This is a genomic window from Mycolicibacterium sp. ND9-15, assembly GCF_035918395.1.
In the GTDB taxonomy this organism is placed as follows: domain Bacteria; phylum Actinomycetota; class Actinomycetes; order Mycobacteriales; family Mycobacteriaceae; genus Mycobacterium.
Map to the genome: position 1 here is coordinate 1288162 of NZ_CP142362.1, position 21858 is coordinate 1310019.

The 21858-nt window shown below is 67.2% G+C and carries 17 protein-coding genes; 7 read left to right on the top strand and 10 right to left on the bottom strand.

Features of this window, described 5'->3' with window-relative positions:
• Both QGN32_RS06300 and QGN32_RS06305 read right to left on the bottom strand, forming a co-directional pair.
• Window positions 1–648, bottom strand: a complete 648-nt coding sequence (locus QGN32_RS06300) for a nitroreductase family protein (protein WP_326547770.1) — start codon at window positions 646–648, stop codon at window positions 1–3.
• A gap of 35 nt (window positions 649–683) precedes the next feature.
• Window positions 684–1823 (bottom strand): MFS transporter, encoded by a 1140-nt coding sequence (locus tag QGN32_RS06305; protein WP_326547771.1) that lies wholly within the window; start codon window positions 1821–1823, stop codon window positions 684–686.
• A gap of 733 nt (window positions 1824–2556) precedes the next feature.
• Here QGN32_RS06305 and QGN32_RS06310 point away from each other — a divergent pair.
• Window positions 2557–3111 carry a PepSY domain-containing protein gene (locus tag QGN32_RS06310; protein ID WP_326548962.1) on the top strand — a complete coding sequence of 185 codons (555 nt, stop codon included), beginning with the start codon at window positions 2557–2559 and terminating at the stop codon, window positions 3109–3111.
• A 47-nt stretch (window positions 3112–3158) separates the two neighbouring features.
• On the opposite strand, the gene QGN32_RS06315 is transcribed toward QGN32_RS06310, so the two are convergent.
• The 4 genes from QGN32_RS06315 to QGN32_RS06330 form a co-directional block, all read right to left on the bottom strand.
• A complete protein-coding gene (locus tag QGN32_RS06315; RefSeq protein ID WP_326547772.1) occupies window positions 3159–6470 on the bottom strand; it encodes an error-prone DNA polymerase in 3312 nt (1103 codons plus the stop codon).
• Window positions 6471–6525: 55 nt separating this feature from the next.
• The gene (locus tag QGN32_RS06320; RefSeq protein ID WP_326547773.1) at window positions 6526–7908 is read right to left on the bottom strand and encodes a 13E12 repeat family protein; all 1383 of its coding nucleotides are present in this window, start codon (window positions 7906–7908) and stop codon (window positions 6526–6528) included.
• Window positions 7909–8023: 115 nt separating this feature from the next.
• Window positions 8024–8911 (bottom strand): universal stress protein, encoded by an 888-nt coding sequence (locus tag QGN32_RS06325; protein ID WP_326547774.1) that lies wholly within the window; start codon window positions 8909–8911, stop codon window positions 8024–8026.
• A gap of 57 nt (window positions 8912–8968) precedes the next feature.
• The gene (locus tag QGN32_RS06330; protein WP_326547775.1) at window positions 8969–9838 is read right to left on the bottom strand and encodes a MaoC family dehydratase; all 870 of its coding nucleotides are present in this window, start codon (window positions 9836–9838) and stop codon (window positions 8969–8971) included.
• 68 nt (window positions 9839–9906) lie between these two features.
• On the opposite strand from QGN32_RS06330, the gene QGN32_RS06335 reads away from it, so the two are divergent.
• Both QGN32_RS06335 and QGN32_RS06340 read left to right on the top strand, forming a co-directional pair.
• On the top strand, window positions 9907–11898 hold the full coding sequence (locus tag QGN32_RS06335) for an SDR family oxidoreductase (protein ID WP_326547776.1): 1992 nt from the start codon (window positions 9907–9909) through the stop codon (window positions 11896–11898).
• 72 nt (window positions 11899–11970) lie between these two features.
• Window positions 11971–12963, top strand: coding sequence for a nucleoside hydrolase (locus tag QGN32_RS06340; RefSeq protein ID WP_442791826.1), 993 nt, complete (start codon window positions 11971–11973; stop codon window positions 12961–12963).
• On the opposite strand, the gene QGN32_RS06345 is transcribed toward QGN32_RS06340, so the two are convergent.
• Genes QGN32_RS06345 through imuA' form a run of 3 tightly spaced genes read right to left on the bottom strand, consistent with a single transcriptional unit; the run spans window position 12960 to window position 15511 of the window.
• Entirely contained in the window at window positions 12960–13187 is a 228-nt protein-coding gene (locus QGN32_RS06345) for a DUF6480 family protein (protein WP_326548963.1), read from the bottom strand. The two genes, QGN32_RS06340 and QGN32_RS06345, sit on opposite strands and share 4 nt — an antisense overlap.
• A 29-nt stretch (window positions 13188–13216) precedes the next feature.
• Complete coding sequence (locus QGN32_RS06350) at window positions 13217–14779, bottom strand: DNA polymerase Y family protein (RefSeq protein ID WP_326547778.1); 1563 nt, start codon at window positions 14777–14779, stop codon at window positions 13217–13219.
• Window positions 14780–14809: 30 nt separating this feature from the next.
• Window positions 14810–15511 carry a DnaE2-dependent mutagenesis accessory factor ImuA' gene (imuA', locus tag QGN32_RS06355; protein ID WP_326547779.1) on the bottom strand — a complete coding sequence of 234 codons (702 nt, stop codon included), beginning with the start codon at window positions 15509–15511 and terminating at the stop codon, window positions 14810–14812.
• Between the two features lie 516 nt (window positions 15512–16027).
• Between imuA' and QGN32_RS06360 the strand changes: the two genes are divergently transcribed.
• From QGN32_RS06360 to QGN32_RS06375, 4 genes are read left to right on the top strand one after another with little or no spacing between them, the layout of a single operon-like run.
• Window positions 16028–16849 (top strand): SDR family NAD(P)-dependent oxidoreductase, encoded by an 822-nt coding sequence (locus QGN32_RS06360; protein ID WP_326547780.1) that lies wholly within the window; start codon window positions 16028–16030, stop codon window positions 16847–16849.
• Between the two features lie 8 nt (window positions 16850–16857).
• The gene (locus QGN32_RS06365) at window positions 16858–17778 is read left to right on the top strand and encodes a ferritin-like domain-containing protein (protein ID WP_326547781.1); all 921 of its coding nucleotides are present in this window, start codon (window positions 16858–16860) and stop codon (window positions 17776–17778) included.
• Between the two features lies 1 nt (window position 17779).
• Complete coding sequence (locus QGN32_RS06370) at window positions 17780–19279, top strand: flavin-containing monooxygenase (protein ID WP_326547782.1); 1500 nt, start codon at window positions 17780–17782, stop codon at window positions 19277–19279.
• A 1-nt stretch (window position 19280) separates the two neighbouring features.
• Window positions 19281–20195 carry a MerR family transcriptional regulator gene (locus QGN32_RS06375; RefSeq protein ID WP_442791787.1) on the top strand — a complete coding sequence of 305 codons (915 nt, stop codon included), beginning with the start codon at window positions 19281–19283 and terminating at the stop codon, window positions 20193–20195.
• 3 nt (window positions 20196–20198) lie between these two features.
• On the opposite strand, the gene guaA is transcribed toward QGN32_RS06375, so the two are convergent.
• The gene (gene guaA / locus QGN32_RS06380; protein WP_326547783.1) at window positions 20199–21758 is read right to left on the bottom strand and encodes a glutamine-hydrolyzing GMP synthase; all 1560 of its coding nucleotides are present in this window, start codon (window positions 21756–21758) and stop codon (window positions 20199–20201) included.
• Between the last annotated feature and the right edge of the window lie 100 nt (window positions 21759–21858).

The following is a 21858-nucleotide window of genomic DNA, read 5'->3' on the forward strand; positions in this document are numbered from 1 at the left end:
TCACCAGGTATTGAAATGCGCGATTTGCTCTACGGGTAACCGCTTGGCGGGGCGGAAGTCGGTGCCTTTGGTGTAGGCGATCGGGAACAGCCCGCCCTGGCTGTACTTGTCGTCCGGAATGCCGAGTACGTCGGCGGCCTGCTTCTCGCCGTCGCCCAGCAGGTGCAGCGTCGTCCAGGCCGAACCGAGGCCGCGTGACCGCAACGCCAGCATGTAGCTCCACGCCGCAGGCAGCAGTGAGCCCCAGAAACTTGCGCTCACGGCGCCGGGCACGCCGTCCGCCCGTCCCGCGAGACACGGAATCAGCAGCCAAGGCGCCTTCTCCATGTTCTCGGCCAGATACTCGGCCGACGACACCACGGCCTGGCGCCGCTCCCCGCGGCTGTCGCCCTCGGCATATTCGGGTTCGGGCATCGTGCGGTACAGCTTCCAGCTGGTGCGATAGATGTCGGCGAGCGCCTTCTTCTTGTCGGGGTCGTCGACGAACACCCACTGCCAACCCTGCGCGTTGGATCCTGTCGGCGCCTGCACTGCGAGTTCGAGACATTCCAGCAGCACCTCGCGCGGCACCGGCTTGTCCAGATCGAGCCGCTTGCGTACCGAGCGGGTGGTGGTCAGGACTTCATCGACAGACAGATTCAAGCTCATTTCCCGAGACTACATTCGCCTCATGGCAGGCGAATTCAACCGGCGGGCGCCCGCACTTCCCGGACCGGACGCACTGCGACCGCACACAGGCCGACAGCGGCGATCACCACGAACGCCGTTCTCGCGCCGCTCAGGTCGATGAGCGCACCGGCCACCGGGGCACCCAGCGCCTGACCGGCGGCGAGCGTGAAGAAAGACAGGCCGACGCCTGTCGAGGTGCTGTCGGGATAAAGCCGTGCACTCCACAGCAACACCAGTCCCGTCAGCCCGATGTAGGCGGCCCCGAAAAGCGTTGCCGCGACGACGTTCACAACGAGGCTGCTCGGCGCGGCCGCCAGAAGCAACGAAGCCGCCGCCATCGTCACCGTCGCGGCCAGCCACGCGCGTCGCAAGCCGACCCGCTGGACGACATCACCGGCCAGCACTCCCACGATGCCCGCTGCGCCGATGACGATCCACAGCAGCGACGACCGTGCTTCGTCGGCTCCGCCGACCGTGGTCACCAGGTTGCGACCGAAAGTCCACACCGCGATGCTGCCGACGCCGGTCAGTAACGACGCCAGCAGCAACCCGAAAACGCCTGGGCGCCAGACCCGCTCGGCCCGCTTCGCGGTGCGGTGTGACGAGGTCGGCACCGCGAGGAACACCCAGATCGTCACCGCCGCAGACGCCGCCGCGTAGACGGCCCAGGCGGCGCGCCAGTGACTCATCAGCAGCAACGCGACCGGCGCCGACAACACCACACCGATCCCCGTGCCACCATTCACCACCGTCTGCGCCCGATCCGCCGTACTCGACGGCACGTGTTGCGCCACCGCCGAAGCCAGCGGCGGTGAGGCGATTCCGGTGCTGCACCCGGCGACCAGCACGCCCACCGCGAGAACCCATGCCGACGGGGCCAACGCTACGATTGAAATACCCAGTGTCGCAACGGCTCCGGCTGCAACGGCGACGCAGCGTGCGCCAAGGCGGTCGGTCAGCAGCAGGCTCACAAGGATCGCCGCGCAATACCCTGTATAGCTTCCTGCGCCGATCACCCCGGCGATCGTCGGACTCAAGCCGAAGGTCTCGCCGAACACCGGCCCGAACAGCCCGTAGGAGAAGCGCGCGAATCCGTAACAGCACGCGATGAGCGCGCAACCGGCGCCGACCAGGAAACAGGCGGATCGCGGCACGGCCCAACGGTATCGTCAGCTCGGCGCTACTTCTTCGGAGGTGACCGAGACGATCGAGCAGCATTTCTGCGACGGACCCGCGTTGTGACACAGCGATGTCTGAGCGCATATCAGGCGGACGGATGAACGAGGTCCAGATGGCCTGCGGCAGCTCGTCACGTGACACTTAGGTCATGTCGGTCATGCTGGAGGATCTTCCCGTTCTCGCCGATCGGCCACAGCAGCAATTGCCGGCAACACGATCAGGTAGTCGGCACCGACGTCATCGACGGCTATGTGCCGATCAGGAAATCGGTGTAATAGGCCTGCACACCTGCGTAGTTTCGGGCCGATGTCGCCCTCAGCGCTCGACCCATACGATCGGTTCGTCGTCGAGCGTCGGCGCCGCCGCGACGTCCCCGGTGACGTCGAGCAAACTCACAGCGTCATAGCGGATGAGGGCTGGCCGATGTCCACCGCACGCCGACCTCGAAGTGCCCAATGATCCGCAACACGACATGGGGTCGGATCCGAACTCCGACATCCGAACCGGGCGCCGCCTCAGGCCACCACCTCAAGCCGTGGAAGGGACGCCGCCCGCGGTATGCGGGTGTCGGACGGCGCCGGGTTGACGTTTCACCGTCGAGTAGCAGGGCAATCCGGGTGTGACGGTGTGCAAGAAAGGACCCGAGTCATGCCTGAGGGATATCTCACGTCGAAGTACCGTCGCACAGCAGCACCGCTATTGCTCGGGGTGTTGCTTTTGGCAGTCAGCGGATGCGCCAGCGGTAATGATCAGGACGCAGATTCGGCGGCGACCGCTCCGGCGACGACGGTGACGTCTTCTGCGCCCGCCCCGGCTGCTCCGGCAGACCCCGGCATCGATGCATTGCGCCGGGCCGCAAGCACTGCGACCGCAGCTGTTCCCGACAGCACGGTGGTTTCCATCGAGAAAGAGCGCGATGGCCGGTGGGAAATCCAAGTCGTCACTGCCGATGGCAGCGAGCACGAGATGGACGTCTCCAGCGACGGCGCCGCGGTGACGATGGGGCCGACGGCAAAAATCGAGGACGAAGCCGACAAAGCCAAGCACCGCGACCGGGTACAGGCCGCTCGTGTGGATTACCGAGTCGCTGCTGACAAGGTGCTCAGCGAGGTGCCGAACGGCACCATCACCGAACTCAACCTCGACAGCAACAACGGAACGACGGTTTGGGAAGCAGATGTCGTCGACGGTTCACAGACCAAGCACGAAGTCACCATCGACGCCGCTTCTGGACAAGTGCTGCAAAACAAGACCGGGCGCTGAGCATCGGGAAGTAGGCGGCGCGGCACCGCAACGGCACCGAGCCCCGATTATCGGAAATCGCGGGACTTGGAGCTGATCGCCAAGCTGAGCTTGCTCATCCGTTCGGCGACGACGGTGACTGCACCGGTGGCGTTCTGTACCTGACCGCGGATCAGCAGTGCCGGGCCCGTTTGCGCCAACTTGCGGTGGCGTGCCCACACCCCGCGCGAACAGATGACATTGACCATTCCGGTTTCGTCCTCGAGGTTGAGGAAGGTGGCACCCTGGGCGGTCGCCGGCCGCTGTCGGTGCGTCACCGCGCCGGCCACCAGTATCCGGGAGCCGTCCGGCACGTCGAGCAGCTTGCCCGCCGGGATCACGCCGAGAGCCTCGAGATCCTCGCGCAGGAACTGCGTCGGATAGCTGTCGGGTGAGACACCGGTCGCCCACACGTCGGCGGCGGCCAACTCCAGTTCGGTCATGCCGGGCAGCGAGGGAATATGCGACGACGCGCCCACCCCGGGCAGCCGGTCGGGTCGTTGGCTGGCGGCCGCGCCCGCCGCCCACAGCCCTTCACGCCGGGTGATGCCGAAGCAGCCCAACGCGCCCGCGGTGGCCAGCGCCTCGGTCTGCGGTACCGACAGCTGCACCCGATGAGTGAGGTCGAGCAGGGATGCGAACGGGCCGTGAGTGTTTCGCTGTTCGACGAACTTCTCGGCCTGCTCGTCGCCGATGTGTCGTACCGCGCCGAGGCCGAGGCGCACCTCGGTTCCCTCTTTCTCCAGAGTGGCGTGGGCAAGGCTGGCGTTGACGTCCGGTCCGTGCACGGTGACCCCGTGCCGGCGGGCGTCGGCCACCAGAGTCTGCGGCGAGTAGAAGCCCATCGGCTGGGCCCGCAGCAGCGCCGCGCAGAACGCGGCGGGGTGGTGCAGCTTGAACCAGGACGAGTAGAACACCAGCGACGCGAAGCTCAACGAATGGCTTTCGGGAAAGCCGAAATTCGCAAAGGCCTCCAGCTTCTCGTAGATCCGGTCGGCGATGTCTCCGGTGATGCCGTGTCTTTGGCGCATGCCGTCGTAGAACCTGCCGCGAAGCCGGCGCATCCGCTCGGTCGACCGTTTCGACCCCATCGCTCGGCGCAACTGGTCGGCCTCGGCGGCGGAGAAACCCGCACAGTCCACCGCGAGCTGCATGAGTTGCTCCTGAAACAGCGGAACCCCCAGCGTCTTGTGCAACGCCGGCTCCATCGACGGATGGTCGTAGGTGACGGGCTCTTCTCCGTTGCGCCGCTTGATGTAGGGATGCACCGACCCGCCCTGGATGGGACCCGGCCGGATCAGTGCGACCTCGACCACCAGGTCGTAGAACACTCTCGGCTTGAGGCGTGGCAGGGTGGCCATCTGGGCGCGCGACTCGACCTGGAACACCCCGACGGAGTCGGCTTTTTGCAGCATCTCGTACACGGCGGGCTCGGACAGGTCCAGTTGCGCCAGGTCGACATCGATGCCCTTGTGCTCACGCACCAGGTCGATGCAGTAGTGCAGCGCCGAGAGCATGCCGAGGCCGAGCATGTCGAACTTCACCAGACCTATTGCCGCGCAGTCGTCTTTGTCCCACTGCAGCACGCTGCGGTTCTCCATGCGGGCCCACTCCACCGGGCACACGTCGGCGATGGGCCGGTCGCAAATCACCATGCCGCCGGAGTGGATGCCCATGTGCCGCGGCAGGTTGGAGATCTCCTTCGCCAGCGCGATCACCGGCTCGGGGATGTCCTCGGTGTGCGGCGCCTCAGCGAGGTTGCCCCACTGGCCGAGCTGCTTGCTCCACGCGTCCTGCTGCCCCTGTGAGAAGCCCAGCGCACGGGCCATGTCGCGGACCGCGCTGCGGCCCCGGTAGGTGATCACGTTGGCCACCTGGGCGGCATAGTCGCGACCGTAGCGGTCGTAGACATATTGAATCGCCTTCTCCCGCAGGTCCGATTCGATGTCGATGTCGATGTCGGGCGGCCCGTCGCGCGCCGGCGACAGGAACCGCTCGAACAGCAGCTCGTTGGCGACCGGGTCCACGTTGGTGACCCCGAGCGCGTAGCAGACCGCGGAGTTGGCCGCCGATCCCCTGCCCTGGGCCAGAATGTCGTTCTCCCTGCAGAACCGGGTGATGTCGTGGACCACCAGGAAATAGCCCGGAAAAGTCAGCTGTTCAATGACTTTCAACTCGTGCTCGATCTGCGCGTACGCTCGTGGGGCACGCTGCGGTGGGCCGTACCGCCGACGCGCACCCTGCATCACCAGATGCCGCAGCCAACTGTCCTCGGTGTGGCCGGCGGGAACGTCGAACGGCGGCAACTTCGGTGCGATCAGCGCGAGCCCGAACGCGCACTGCTCGCCGAGGTCGGCCGCGGCGGTCACCACCTCGGCGCGGTCTGCGAACAGTCGCGCCATCTCCGCACCCGAGCGCAGGTGCGAACCGCCGAGCGGGGCGAGGTAACCGGCGGCCTCGTCCATCGAGTTCCGGGCGCGGATCGCCCCCATCGCCATGGCCAGCCGGCCCCGTGACGGTTCGGCGAAGTGCGCGGCGGTGGTCGCGACGATGCTGAGGCCGAAGCGCGGCGCCAGCTCGGCCAGCATCGCGTTGCGCTCGTCGTCGCACGGATGACCATGATGGGTGAGTTCGATGCAGACCCGGTCGCGGCCGAACCGGTCGACCAGATCGGCAAGCGCCCGGCCGGCCGCCTCCGGGCCACCTTGCGAAAGTCCCTGTCGAACATGGCCTTTACGACAGCCGGTGAGGATGTGCCAATGGCCACCCGCCGACTCGGTCAGCGCGTCGTAGTCGTAGCGCAGCTTGCCCTTCTCGCCGCCGGCGAGGTGCGCCTTGGCGATTTCGCGCGACAGTCGCCGGTAACCCTCCGGGCCGCGCGCCAGCACCAGCAGATGCGGCCCGGGCGGGTCGGGATCCTCGGTCCGGTCACCCCCGCCGAGGGACAGTTCGGCGCCGAACACTGTCGCCATGTCGAGTTCCCTGGCGGCTTCGGCGAAGCGCACCACCCCGTAGAGGCCGTCGTGGTCGGTCAGCGCGATCGCCCGCAGATCCAGGCGGACCGCCTCCTCGACGAGTTCCTCGGGCGTGCTGGCGCCGTCGAGAAAGCTGTATGCCGAATGCGCGTGCAGTTCGGCATACGGGATACCGCTTGTTGGTCGTTCTACATCGAGCGGTTGGTACTCCCCCCGCTTACTGGACCAGGCCGGGCTGTCGCCGCCGTCGCCGATCTGCTCGTCGATCGGCCAGCCTGCGCGGCGCGGCTTGCCCGGCTCGATCAACCGACCGGAGAGCACCCGCTCCATTTCCGCCCAGCTCGGCGGCCCGGTATGCCAACCCACCTTCGCAGTATATCGAACACCTGTTCGATCTTGAACGACCTAGTCCGAGCTATCCCTATACATCTTCGTCTGGCGGGTCCGGGTCGGCGTGGAGGAGTTCTTCGGGGTGGTGAGCGTGGTTGACCTCCGGCGGTCGCGTTCCGTCGGTCCAAGCCAGCCGACCGCTGTCGGTGACTTCGGTGCGCCAGTGTCCGTCGGTGACCAGCTTGTGGTCGGGGTCGCAGGCGAAGAACAACGAGTCGGCGTCGCTCACTCCATTTTCGCCCCAGGCAGGACTGTGATGCACCGCCGAGTGATAGCCCGGTTCGGTGCAGTTCGGCCGGGTACACCCACCGTCGCGGGCGTAACACATGATGCGCTGATCGGCGGTGGCGATCCGTTTCTGCCGCCCGAGGTAGAGCGGACGCTCACTATGGTCGTCGAATACGGCCAGGTAGTGGATGGCGACGGCAGCCATGCGGATCAGATCACGCATCGGCAGCGCGGTGTCCCCGCCGGTGCGCGCCGGCCCCGGCATCGACACGTTCGGGTCCGTCACCGCATGTGCGGCCTGATTCAACTCGCCCAGCGAGGTGCGCACGATCACCGTCACCGGGTGCCCGCGATGGCTTCCCAACCCGCCCGACGAGATACCGGCCTTGAGGCCCAGCTTGATGCCGTCGTGGCACCGCTGTGCAGCACTGCGCTCGTCACGCACCTCCTCGATGCCGCCGTCGGGCAGATGCCTGCCCGGGCGCACCGCCGCGGTGACGGCCTCCACGTAGCAGCGGGTCTCCGGATCGATATATCCCGAGAACCGCGACATCCCGTCGCGGCCTTGGCGGCCCAGCGTCATTCCGCGCCGACGCGCCCGGTCCTTTTCGTCGTAGTGCCCATCAGGATTGAAGATCTCGTCGATTCTTCGCGCCACCTGCCGCACCACTTCGGCGTCGTTCTTCGACGCCTCGCGCACCAGACTGACCTCTACTTCGGTCCGGTCCCGCTCAGAGGTGTTGGACGGCAACTTCTTCAACGCGTCCTCGATGACCTTCAAGTGGTCCTCACCGATCGCCCCCTGCTCCACCGCCTCGGCGACCAAGGGCAGTACCGGCGGCAACGTTGGACCGGTCAGTGACCGGCGCGGCCGGATCAGTCCAGCCACCTTGACCCGCCGACGAATCTCGTTCGGCGCGATCCGCACCCGCGCCCACACCTTGTCCATCCACCCCGGAGTCGCGCCGGCCTCATCGGGTGGATGCGCCAATTCGCCGAACACCCGGTACGTCAGACCTCGGTTCGTGCGCTGTTGGTGTTCCAACCGCTCGGCCATCGCGACCCGGAACTCGGTGCCCACCTCGTCCGAGGACAACTCCCGCAACTCGGCGTAGGCATCGTCCACACGATCGAGGAGCACGCCGATACGCTCGCGTGCGACCCGACCGGTAACGAATTCACTCACACCACAACGTTATCCACCACCATCGCCACCGCCCCACCATCAACGCCCGAACTGTGGATCAATCGCAACTTGGGGATGAAGCGCCTTAGATGTCAGTGCGTCGTGGTATGCGCGCTCAGGGCAGATCCTCCGGGCTGAGTTGGTCGCGCGGCACCACCACCATCGGGACGTCGAGAACTCGCAGCATCTTGGCGGCCTTCGACCCCAGAAACAGCCGTCGAGGCGCGCTGAGTCGACTCGATCCGACCATGATCAGGTCGCCGTCCTGCCAGTCCAGCTTTCCCACCGCCTCCTCGACCGTCGCGCCGTCCACGATGGTCGAGGTCACCGGAAATCCTTCTGGCAGTTCAGCGGTCGCGGATTCCTGAACGTGCCGCGCATGCGCGAGTGCACGCTCCCGCACCGCTTCGCTGTCTCCGCGAAGTGTCCCGAATGTCGGGTCCAGAGCCACCAGCGACGCCAGTCGCAGTGGTGTGTCAGCTGCCCGACTCAGTTGAACCGCATTGCCCAACAAGGCATCTGAACCCTCACGCTCACCGATCGCACACGTCACCTGCCGAATGCGGTCGACCGTCGAATTGCGACCTCTCCGGGGAGCCACGGCGACCGGCACCGGTGCCGAGTGCAACAAACCGTTGACCACCGACCCGAGCGAGTAACCCCTTACCAGGCCACCGCCCGATCCGCCGACCACGATCATGTCGGCCTCGACGCGCGCCGCCTCCTCGATGAGGCCCCCGGCCGACGAGTCTTCGGACCGGACATGGGTGCGGACCACAATGTCGTCCGGCACCGTGGCCGCGGCGGCGGCCAGCCACTCCTCGGCCTGTGCGACGAGGTGCTTCTCGAAATCGCCCACCGGCTTGATCGACGGCGCAACCCGGTCCGGCGGCAGCACCATGCACAGGTCGAGCTCGGCGCCGAGCGTTCGGGCGAACCGGACCCCGAGCGCCAGCGCGTCAGCCCCGCCGGAAGTGGCGAGGTAACCAACGACGAGCCTCATGGTCGTCCATCCTGTCAATCCGCAGCGCAGGTCACCGGCGGTTCACCCGAATGCGCGTCAGTTGCGATATTCGGCGGCGCCGTCCTCCAGGACCAGGCGAGCGTTCGAACCGTCGGTTTCGGCGGCCTCCGTGCGGAACACCGCGCGCCCAGCCTCGGTCCGCCAGATCGACGTCGTGAGCGTCTCGCCGGGAAACACCGGCGAGGTGAATCTGGCGTCGATCGCGCTGACCTTCGTCGCGTCACCGCCGCCGAGTTCGGCGACCAGCGCGCGGCCCGCGACCCCATAACTGCACAAACCGTGCAGGATCGGCTTCGGGAAGCCGGCCAACTCACGCGCGAACCACGGATCGCTGTGCAACGGGTTGCGGTCGCCCGACAACCGGTAGATCAACGCCTGGTCTTCGCGTGTGGGCAACGCGATTCGCGCATCCGGTTCGCGGTCGGGAATCTCGGGAGCGACGGGCCGCTGCCCCGGCTGCCCGCCGAAGCCGCCCTCACCGCGGATCACCGCGGTGGTGAACGTTTCTGCGACGACGTTCGACGTGTCGGGATCGGTGCCGGTCGCCTTCAGCATGACGATCGCGTTCTTGCCCTCGCCCTTGTCCTGGATGTCGGCGACTTCGGCGACGACGCTGAGCTTGCCGGCCGGCTTCAACGGTTCATACAGCCGGATCCCCTGCGAGCCGTGCAGCAGCATCGCGAAGTTGAACGAGCCGATCATCGCCGCAGCCGCGAACGGCAGGCACGCGATCACCGCGTAGGTCGGCAACACCTGCTGTTCGATGCCGTGGCTGTTCTCGGTGGTGAACGCGAGGTCGGCGGTACCCGCCCCGACGCCCAGCGCGTAGAGCAGGGTGTCGCGGTCGGTCCACTCGAACATCTGCGGGTCGGTCTTGGCGCCGATGGCGTTGGGGTCGAGAGGCATGAACGGACCATAACCGCTCCGCCAAAAGGCATTGACGTTTCACCCGCGGGAGGTCCACGATGACTCGCATGCGTTATGTCGTTACCGGCGGTACCGGGTTTATCGGCCGACGAGTGGTCACGGCGCTATTGGGACGCAGCAGCGATGCCGAGGTGCTGGTGCTGGTGCGCCGCGGTTCGCTCTCCCGGTTCGAACGGTTGGCGGCCGCGTGGGGTGGGCGAGCGAAACCCCTGATCGGCGACCTCACCGCACCAGACTTGGGGCTGACGGCCGACGCCCTCGCCGAAGTGGGCGCAATCGACCACGTCGTGCACTGCGGCGCCGTCTACGACATCACCGCCTCCGATGCCGACCAGCGCGCGGCCAACGTCGACGGCACCCGCGCCGTGGTCGACCTAGCGTTACGACTCGACGCGACGCTGCACCACGTGTCTTCCATCGCGGTGGCCGGCACCTTCCGCGGCGAGTTCCGCGAGGACGACTTCGACGTCGGTCAGGACCTGCCGACGCCGTATCACCAGACGAAGTTCGAGGCCGAGTTGCTCGTGCGCGCGGCAACCGGACTGCGCTACCGGATCTACCGGCCCGCCGTCGTCGTCGGCGATTCGCGCACCGGTGAAATGGACAAGGTCGACGGGCCGTACTACTTCTTTCCGGTGCTGGCAAGACTGGCCAGGCTTCCGTCGATCACCCCGATCGCGCTGCCCGACACCGGACGCACCAACCTCGTTCCGGTCGACTTCGTCGTCGATGCGCTCGTCGCATTGATGCACCTACCGGACCGCGACGGTGCGACCTTTCATCTCACGGCCCAAAAAGCCGTCGGGTTATGCGGTATCTACCGCGCTGTCGAAAAGGCCGCCGGTCTACCGCCGCTGCGTGCCTCGCTGCCGCGTTCCATGGCGACACCATTCCTCAAGGTCAGCGGTCGCGCGAAGGTGGTACGCAATATGACGGCCACCCAGCTCGGCGTGCCCGCCGAAATCCTCGACGTAGTGGACCTGATGCCGAAGTTCACCGCCGAGAAAACCACAGAAGCGTTGCGTCACACCGGGATAGCGGTGCCGCAGTTCGCCGATTATGCCCCGTCGCTATGGCGGTACTGGGCCACGCATCTCGATCCCGACCGCGCCCGCCGTGACGATCCGGCCGGGCCTCTGGTCGGTAAGCACGTGATCATCACCGGGGCGTCGAGCGGGATCGGACGGGCTTCGGCGATCGCGGTCGCCGAACGCGGGGCGACGGTGTTCGCGTTGGCGCGCAACGCCGACGCGCTCGACGAACTGGTCGCCGAGATCCGCGCCGCCGGTGGCCGAGCACACGCATTCACTTGCGACGTCACCGACTCGGCATCGGTCGAGAGCACCGTGAAGGACATACTGGGCCGGTTCGGCCACGTCGACTATCTGGTGAACAACGCCGGACGCTCCATTCGCCGGTCTGTGGTGGCGTCCACCGACCGGCTGCACGACTACGAGCGGGTGATGGCCGTCAACTATTTCGGGGCGGTGCGGATGGTGCTTGCGCTGTTGCCACATTGGCGCGAACGACGGTTCGGTCATGTGGTCAACGTGTCGAGCGCGGGAGTGCAGGCCCGCAATCCGAAGTACAGCTCGTACCTTCCGACGAAGGCGGCGCTCGACGCGTTCGCCGATGTGGTCGCGACCGAGACGCTGTCCGATCACATCACTTTCACCACCATCCACATGCCGTTGGTGCAGACGCCGATGAGTGTGCCGTCGCACCGGCTCGATCCGGTTCCCGCGATCAGCGCCGAACACGCCGCGGCGATGGTCGTGCGCAGCCTGATCGACAAGCCGGCGCGGATCGACACGCCGCTGGGCACCCTCGCCGCTTTCGGTAACTACTTCACGCCGAAGCTGTCGCGGCGGGTCCTGCACCAGCTCTATCTCGGCTATCCGGATTCCGCTGCGGCGCGCGGCGTGCCGACATCGACCAGACCTCCGACAACACGCCGCCCGAAACGGACGGTGCCTGCGCTGCGGGTTCCGCGACCGGTCAAGGTCGCGGCGCGGCTGGTACCGGGTGTGCACTGGTGACTGCGGTTCCTTATCGTTGGCGGGGTGAAGCAGCCTGTCTTCGCCGACGTCGACACCGGCGTGGACGACGCGATGGCGTTGGCATACCTGTTCGCCAGCGACGACGCCGAGGTGGTCGGTATCGCGTCCACGGCGGGAAATGTTCCGGCACAACAGGTTTGCTGTAACAATCTGGGCCTGCTGGACCTGTGTCGGATGCCGGACATCCCGGTGTCGAAGGGATCCGAGCAGCCGGTCGACTCACCGCTTCGCACGGCCGAGGACACCCACGGTCCCGAGGGATTGGGTTACGCGAAGTTGCCTGTGTCCGAGCGACAGCTCACCGGGCACGGCGCCGCCGAGGCGTGGGTGTGCGCCGCTCACAGGTATCCGGGTGAATTGCTCGCCATCGCCGTCGGGCCGCTCACCAACCTGGCGCTGGCGCTGCGCCTGGAACCCGGGTTGCCGAAACTGCTGCGCCGGTTGGTGATCATGGGCGGAGCGTTCGACTACCGCGGCAACACCACCCCGGTGGCCGAGTGGAACATGAGCGTGGATCCGGAGGCCGCCGCCGAGGTGTTCACCGGGTGGAATACCGCGTGGGCCGACAACCCACCCGCGCACCTACCGATCGTGTTGGGCCTCAACCTGACCGAGCACATCGCGATGACGCCGGCCCTGTTGAACCGCCTCGCGGCGGAAGCCGGTGCCATCTCGGTGGCGATGAGCGTGTCCGATGATCGTGGCACCCGATCTGTGTCGGCCAACCCGCTGATCGCGGTACTCGAGGATGCGATGCGGTTCTATTTCGAGTTTCATTTCGACCAGGGCGAAGGCTATCTGGCGCATCTGCACGACCCGCTGGCCGCGGCGGTGGCGCTGGATCCAGACATCGTCACGTGCCGGGCGGCCACCGTCGACGTCGAACTGACGGGCACGCTGACCCGCGGCATGACCATCGCGGACTGGAGCAACCGATGGGGCCGGGAAACCAACGCGCTCGTCGGCGTCGACGTGGATCCGGGCACCTTCTTCGACCGGTTCATCGCACGCGTCGGCGCGTTCGCGCGAGGTCTGGATGGCTAGACGACGACCGACACCACGACGGCCAAGAACAACAGCAGGAAGATCGCGATCGCGATCATGCTTGCGACGGCCGTCGGCGTCCATCGGTGGCGCGGCCGCGATTCCACCGCGCCCACGCCCGCGGTCTGGTCGGAATCCGGTGGCGTCGCCCCGGGCGGCACTCCGCCACCGGGCTCGAGGTCCGGCGTGTTGGCCGGGTCGGGGTCTGGCGGTATCGCGGTCATCGGTGGGCGGGTACCCTTTCGCACGGTCGTCACTCATAAATCCCTTCGACGTACCACCGCCGCTGCCGGTAACACAGCAGTAAGGCCTGACCCGGGTGCCCGTCGCGCGACCCGCCGTCCAGGAGCACCTGTGCCCGCGCGCTGCGGCCGGACTTTCCTTGTTCGGGATCCCACCACCGCTCGTCGACCGGCCACGGCCCCGCCCACCAGGCCAGCCTGCCCGGCTTGACGACCTTGCCGGGCGCGGCCAGCCGCGACGGATCGGCGGAGAACAGGCCGCGTGCGGTCACCCGCACCGGACGACCGTCGGCGTCGAACAACTCGACCGGATCATCGAGCAACACCGTCGGCGACGGGTCGGGCAGTTGGCCGGGCCACGGCTGATGCGGATCGGCCCGGGGCACCGGCTCATCTCCCAGTGGGGTCAGCGTGATGCGTTCGGCGGGTCCCCGGCCGCCGCTGAGCACCGGCACCTGCACCGCCTCCGGCCCGAGCAGACCCTGCACACGCACCAGCGCGCGACGGGCACGCAGCCGGTCCTCTTCTCCTACGCCACCCCACAGCGGCAGCTGCAGCGCCTCGGCCGACACCACTTCCACCGGGCGCAATCGGATCACCGTGACCGGCGCGGTGGGCCGGTCGTCGGGGTTGCGCCTGTTCAGCCAGCCGTCGAGCTGCCAGCGCACCCGGTCGGCGGTGGCGTCCTCGGTCAACGGCTCGGCGCAGCGCCAAACCCGTTCCAGCTCTTCGCCGTTGGCGGTGATGGCGTGGATGGCCAGCCGCGTACAGCCCACGCCGGACGCCGCCAGGCTGCGGTGCAGGTCAGATGCCAGCGATCGTCCGGCGAAGGCCGCGGCGTCCACTCGGTCGATCGGCGGGTCACAGTCCATGACGGCGTCGAGTTCGGGTTCGGGTTCACGGCCCGACGGCCTCCGAGCAGGCTCGCCGCGGGCGAACTGGTGCGCGGCCACCGCGTCGGCCCCGAACCGCGACGCGACATCGCTACGGGACAACGCGGCGAACTGTCCGATACTGCGAATCCCCATGCGCCACAAGAGGTCCGATAGGTCTTGGCGACCGGGTCCGGCCAGGCTGGGCTCGGTGGCCAGTTGACGGATCGACAGTGCCGACAGGAACAGCGCGTCCTGTCCGGGCGCGAGGATGCGCCCCGCCCGCGCAGCGAACACCGCGGTGGGCAACTGGTCGGCGACACCGACCTGGCATTCGGCACCGGCGGCGGCCACCGCGTCGACCAACCGCTCCGCGGCGGCTTGTTCGGACCCGAAGTAGCGGGCCGCGCCGCGGACCGGCAGCACCAGCAGACCCGGCCGCAATACCTCGGCCCGCGGCACCAGGTCGTCCACCGCGAGCGTCACGCTCTCGAAATGGCGGGCATCGCGCGCCGGGTCGGCGGTCGCCACGTGCAGTTCCGGGCACCGCGCCTGCGCTTCCCGGCGGCGCAGCCCCCGTCGCACCCCCGCCGCCCTGGCCGACGCCGAACACGCGATGACCCGGTTGGCCAGCGTCACCGCGATCGGGGCGGTCGACGCCAGGCCCGCCGCGGCCGCCGCGGCGACGGCCGGCCAGTCCATGCACCAGATGGCGAGAACCCGCGTGGACACTCATCCGCCCACTGCACGCCCGGAACCGAACGAGCGTCCCCTGGCCCGGGTGGCCAGTCGCACCCGGCCGATACGGCCAAACCCCGGCCGCCCCTGGCCGGTGATCTCATAGCCGCACACCCTGGCCTCCAACCGGGCCGATGCTCCCTGCCATTCGCCGCCGGTGACCAGCAGGGTGCACCCCTTCTGCCGGGCCCGGGCCACCACCGCCCGCGCCCGGGTAGCCGGCACGTATTGCCCACCCAGCCCGAGTACGACCAGATCCATTCCGTCCATCAGCACCGCGGCGACCTCGACCGGATCGGCGCCCGGTTCGGGGATGACCGCGAGCCTGCTCAGGTCGGCGCCCATCTCCACGGCCGCCAGCAGACCGGCGTCGGGTTGGCCGACGATCGCGGCATGCCCCCCGTCTGCCGTCACCGCCGCCACCATGCTCAGCGACAGCGACCTGGCCCCCGCCACCACCGCCACCGTCCCACGCGGCAGCTGCGCAAGTTCGGCCTGGGGGTACCACCCGCTTGCGGGGGACGTTTCGGGCATCGGCAGCAAAGTTTCCGAGTCCGGAAGCGGCTCGGCCGAGGAGGCCGCGCCGCGGCGCCCGCCGCCCACCTTGCCGGACACCGCCGCGATCTTGCGACGCAGGTGTTCCACCTGTTCAGTGCGGGTAAGCTGACGCTGATCCAGGCTCACGGCTGCTGTCACAACAGCACCTCCTGCATCGTCTGCCTCACTAGTATTTCGAACGTATGTTCGATATCCCGAGTAAACACCTACCCGCCGACAGCGTCAAGCCGTTCGCAGTGCTCGGCGGGAAAAATTGCGACACCTACAATTGATGACATTGACAAATGTCACCAATCGGTGTTGCACTGAGGTGATGCTCGACGAAGAGCCGGCACTGCCTCTGCGCGGTTCGCAGCACGCCCGCAGTGCGGCCGCCGTCAGCAGCGTGACACTGCGCCAGCCCAGCGCCGTCCTGCCCTCCTTTCGGCCCCCCGCTGGCCGGCGCCCGCGTCCACCCCGTCGACACCCGCACCTCCGACGCCCGACGCCTCGTCGGCGAATGGGTTTGCGGCCCAGAGGTTCACGACCAGGTGCATGTCTTCCAGGCATTGCCGCGGTTGACTCCCGAGGCGGCGCCCGCCATGCGCCGGATCTCGGGATTCATCGCTCGAGATTTGCGCGACAACGACATCACCGGGCCGCGGGGCGAGGTAGATGATCTTCGGACACAAGCGCAGCCGCAACGCGGCGGCCGTCATCACCGGCGCAGGCAGCGGCATCGGCGCCGCATTTGCCGTCGAACTCGCCAAGCGCGGCGGCCGGGTGGTGTGCAGCGACATCGACGAGGCGTCGGCCCAGTCCACCGCCGAACAGATCAAAAGCACAGGCGGGCAGGTGACTTCGATGCGTTGCGACGTCACCCGGATCGACGACGTCATCGCGCTCGCCGACGCCGCACACTCCTGGTTCGATGGCCCGCCGACGATGGTGGTCAACAACGCTGGGGTCGGTGCCGGTGGGCTGCCGATCGGGGAGATCGACCTGGACGACTGGCGCTGGGTGCTCGACATCAACCTGTGGGGGCCGATCCACGGCTGCCATGTGTTCGCGCCGATTCTGCGTGACGCGCACTACGGCGGAATCATCAACGTCGCCTCGGCCGCCGCCTTCGGTGCGGCGCCGGGGATGGCGGCCTACAACGTCAGCAAGGCTGGGGTGCTGTCGCTCTCGGAAACGCTGGCCGCCGAAATGAGCGGCACGGGCGTACATGTCACCGCGCTGTGCCCGACGTTCGTCAAGACCAATATCGTCGAGTCCGGGCGCATCTCGGCCAGGTCCACCCAATTGGCCGACCGGCTGATGCGCTGGACCGGTTTCTCCCCCGAGCGGGTGGCCCGCGCCTGCCTGGACACCCTCGACCGCGGCGGCCTGTACTGCATGCCGCAGTTGGACGCCCGAATCGGCTGGGGCGTCAAACGATTCACTCCTACGGCGTACACCCGAGCCGTCGGCCTGACCAACCGCATCACGACCTAGGAGGCGCAATGGCAATCGACATGGACGCGATGCTGGCCAAGATCAAGGACCGGCAATGGGCATTGGCCGACATCGACTGGAACGCTCCGGGCGCCGAACTGATCACCGACGAGCAGCGCCCGAAGTTGAAGGCGTTCATGGCCGACCTGTGCTGGATCGAGAACATCGGCGCACGCGGCTTCGCCGCCCTGGCCAAAAAGGCGCCGACGCCGACGATCGCCGAGATATACCGCTACTTCCACGCCGAGGAGCAACGGCACGCCAACGCCGAACTGGCGCTGATGAAGCGCTGGGGCATGCTCGAAGACGGTGAGGTTCCCGAACCCAACGTCAACATCCGCCTGGCCATCGACTGGCTCGACCGCTGGGCCGACGACATGCCGCTGTCGCTGCTCGGCACGGTCATCCCGATGCTCGAGGTCGCCCTTGACGGCGCACTGTTGAAGTTCCTGCTCGACGAGGTGCACGATCCCGTGTGCCACAAAGTGTTCGAAAAGATCAACAACGACGAGTCCCGCCATCTCGTGGTCGATTTCGAGGTTCTCGACATGATCGGACACGCCAGGATCCGTCGGCTGCTGATCGACTTCGTCGGCCACAACGCCACCCCGGGGCTGATCATCGGCGCGGTCATGGGTGCACCGCTGATCAACCGGATCCGCAACGAGATCGTCGCCATGGGAATGGAGCCGGAGCGGTTGTACCGGGCGGTGAAGAGATTCAAAGAACTCGGCGATCGCGGTGAGTACACCAACCGGGTACCGACGTACCGCTTCCTGAGACGCTATGCCGGCGTCGTCACCAACCCGCGACACCCCTATCACCTACTGGCCAATTCCATGGTGTGGGTTTCCGACCGGTATCCGCGACCGCTGCTGCCGTCGGTGCCGAGTTGGGTCAAAGAGGTCACCCACGAGCCGGCGGCCTGACATGGACGTCCACGACGCGCTGATCGTCGGCGCCGGCTTCACCGGCATCGGCGCGGCGATCAAGCTTTCCGAGGCCGGCGTCGAGGACTTCGTCATCCTCGAGCGCAGCGACCGGGTCGGCGGTACCTGGCGGGACAACACCTATCCCGGTGCGGCATGCGACATTCCGTCGCTGCTGTACTCGTTCTCGTTCGTCAAGAATCCGGGGTGGTCGCGGTCCTACTCACCGGGCGACGAGATCCGCGCCCACATCGAGGACATGGTCGACGATTTCGGGCTCCGCCACCGCATCCGGTTCGGCGTCGAAGTCAACGGTCTGCACTTCGACGAAGCCCAAGGTGTGTGGACGCTGGAAGTGGACGGGCGCAAGCCGTTTCGGTCTCGCACCGTGGTGCTGGCGTCGGGACCGCTGGCCGACCACAAGTGGCCCGACATTCGCGGCCTGGACAGCTACGAGGGCCACAAGATCCACAGTGCGCGCTGGGATCATGACTACGACTTCACCGGCAAGCGGGTGGCCGTCGTCGGTACGGGTGCCAGCGCGGTGCAGATCGTGCCCGAACTGGTCAAGTGCGCCGAGCGCGTCAAGGTCTTCCAGCGCACGCCGGGCTGGGTACTGCCGCGGCTGGACATCGCCACACCCGCTGCGGCGCAGACCCTCTTCGCGAAAGCCCCGGTGGTTCAGGAGATCGCACGACAGGCGTTGTTCTGGGGTCACGAGCTGACCGCGACCGCGCTGGTATGGGACACCCCGCTCACCGGCCTGGTGGCCAGGCTGGGCAAGGCGCACCTTCGGATGCAGGTCAAAGATCGGTGGCTGCGCCGTCAGCTCACCCCGGATTTCACCCCGGGCTGCAAGCGGATGTTGATGTCCAGTGACTACTACCCCGCGCTGCAGCGCCACAACTGCAAGCTGATCGACTGGCCCATCGCCACCATGAGCCCCGTCGGCATCCGCACCAGCGACGGCGTCGAGCACCACCTCGACTGCGTGGTTTTCGCCACCGGTTACGACGTTCATCTGACCGGACCGCCGTTCGGAGTGACCGGGATCGGTGGCCGCTCGCTGAGCGACGACTGGGCCGGCGGCGCACAGGCCTACAAGGGCGTCAACGCGCACGGCTACCCCAACCTGTTCTTCATGACGGGCCCGAACTCCGGACCGGGCCACAACTCACTGTTGGTCTACGTGGAGGGTCAACTCGACTACACGGTGCGGGCGATCACCACCATCCTGCGCAAGGGTGTGCGCTATCTCGATGTGCGTGCGGATGTCCAGCGACGCTACAACGAACGCATCCAGAAGCGGCTGACCAAGACCACCTGGATGTCGGGCTGCAACAGTTGGTACCTGACCGCCGACGGTTTCAACGCGTCGATGTACCCGGGGTTTGCAACGCAGTATCTTCGACAGATGCGGGACTTCCGATTGGACGACTACCTCGTCGCGAGCCGAGTCGGAGCCGACGCGAGCCCAGCCGCGATCATCACACCGGCCTGATGTGACATCGCGACCGCAAGCGGGACCGATCTCGGCGATCCTCAACGGGCTTCGGCGCGCACCGCAGCGAGTGCGCCGCGGTTCTCGCGATGTCGTCGAGACCGCCGTGTCGCAACTGTTCGACGCCGCCGTACACCCCCACGGCGTCGCGGAGTCCGGGGAATACCGCATCGAGGAACTCGCCCGGCTCGGGGGCACCACCACCCGCAATATCCGGGTGTACCGCGATCGTGGCCTGCTGCACCCGCCGCTGCGGGTCGGCCGGATCGCGCTTTTCAACGACACGCACCTGACCCGGTTGCGGCTGATCACCTCGTTGCTGGACCGCGGCTACAACATCTCGCATGTGCACGAGATGTTGTCGGCGTGGGAGCAGGGCAAGGGCGTCGGTGACATCCTCGGGCTCGAATCGGCGATCGCCGGCAGTTGGGCGACGGAAAAGCCCGAGCGCATGAGCGTCGCCGACGCCAAGCGACTCGTCGACGACGAGCCCGGTTTCGAGCGGATGGTCGGACTGGGGGTGATCCGGCTGGAAGGAGAGGAAGGCCTCCAAGAAGCTACAGTAGTGCGGCCCAAGCTCATCGAGGCCTTCAACGACATCCGCCAGTACGGCGTGGCCACCGGCAAACTCATCGACCTGCACGAGCGGATCGCGCCGCTGCTCGACCAGATCAGCGGCATCCTGGTGCAGGCCGGTGTCGAGGAGGTGCTGCACCGCATCAACCCGGGCGCCGCACTGCCGCCCGACACCGAGATCGCCGAGCTGATAACCATGCTCGTGCGGTTCCGCACGCAGGCGGTCTCCGCGGTGTCGGCCACCCTGGCGTTCTCGATCGAGTCGACGATCGAGTCGCTGGTCGGCGAGATTCTCGGTGACCTCATCGACAAGGACACCGGAACCACGGACGAGTCCTGAGAATTACTCCCATTCGATGGTGCCGGGCGGTTTGCTCGTCACGTCCAGCACCACCCGGTTCACCTCCGCGACCTCGTTGGTGATGCGGGTCGAGATGCGCTCGAGCACCTCGTAGGGCACTCGCGTCCAGTCAGCGGTCATGGCGTCCTCGCTGGACACCGGGCGCAGCACGATCGGATGTCCGTACGTGCGGCCGTCGCCCTGCACCCCCACCGAACGCACGTCGGCCAGCAGCACCACCGGGCACTGCCAGATCTGGTTGTCGAGTCCGGCGGCGGTCAGTTCCTCGCGGGCGATCGCATCGGCGCGACGCAATGTCTCCAGCCGCTCGGCCGTGACCTCGCCGACGATCCGGATACCCAGGCCCGGGCCCGGAAATGGTTGGCGCGCAACGATTTCCTCAGGCAGGCCGAGCTCACGGCCCACCGCCCTGACTTCGTCCTTGAACAGCAACCGCAGCGGCTCGATCAACTTGAACTTCAGGTCGTCGGGGAGGCCGCCGACATTGTGGTGGCTCTTGATGTTGGCGGTGCCCGACCCTCCGCCGGACTCCACCACGTCGGGATACAACGTGCCCTGCACCAGGAACTCGACTTCGGAAGCGTCGTCGCACACGATGTCGCGGACCGCCTCCTCGAACGCCCTGATGAACTGCCGCCCGATGATCTTGCGCTTGCCTTCGGGGTTCCTCACCCCGGACAGCGCCTCGAGGAACCGGTCGGCGACGTCGACGGTGACCAGGTTGGCGTGCGTGGCGGCGACGAAGTCGCGCTGCACCTGAGCCCGCTCCCCCGCACGCAACAGGCCATGATCGACGAACACGCAGGTCAACCGCTCGCCGATGGCCCGCTGCACGAGCGCGGCGGCAACCGCGGAGTCCACCCCGCCGGACAGCCCGCAGATGGCCCGCCCCTCGCCTATCTGCTCACGCACCTGCTCGACGAGCGTGTCGGCGATGTTGGCCGGCGTCCAGGTCGAATCGATCCCGGCGAACTCGTGCAGGAAGCGACTCAGCACCTGCTGACCGTGCGGGGTGTGCATCACCTCCGGGTGGTACTGCACACCGGCCAGCCGCCGACCGCGATTCTCGAACGCCGCGACCGGGGCACCGCTGCTGACCGCCACCACCTCGAAACCGTCCGGGGCTTCGGTGACCGCGTCACCGTGGCTCATCCACACCGGCTGGGTAGCGGGCAGATCCGAATGCAGTTCTCCGCCAGTCACTTTCAACTCGGTGCGGCCGTACTCACGGGTCCCGGTGCGCGCGACGGTCCCGCCCAGCACCTGGGCCATCGCCTGGAAGCCGTAGCAGATGCCGAACACCGGTACGTCCAGGTCGAACAACCCCGGGTTCAGTTGCGGGGCGCCGTCCTCGTAGACACTCGCCGGTCCGCCGGAAAGCACGATGGCCCGGGGGTCACGGGCCTTGATCTCTTCGATGCTGGCGGTGTGCGGGATCACCTCGGAATACACCCGAGCCTCGCGGACCCGCCGAGCGATCAACTGCGCGTACTGCGCTCCGAAATCGACTACCAGTACGGGCCGTGGGGATCCAGATGTCACGCGGCAAGTCTAGTTGGCCGGTTGATCGCCGCCACAGCCCCGAGCGGCGTCTCGCACACCCTCCTTGCAGTAAGTTCATCGATGCACAAGCTTGCGAGCG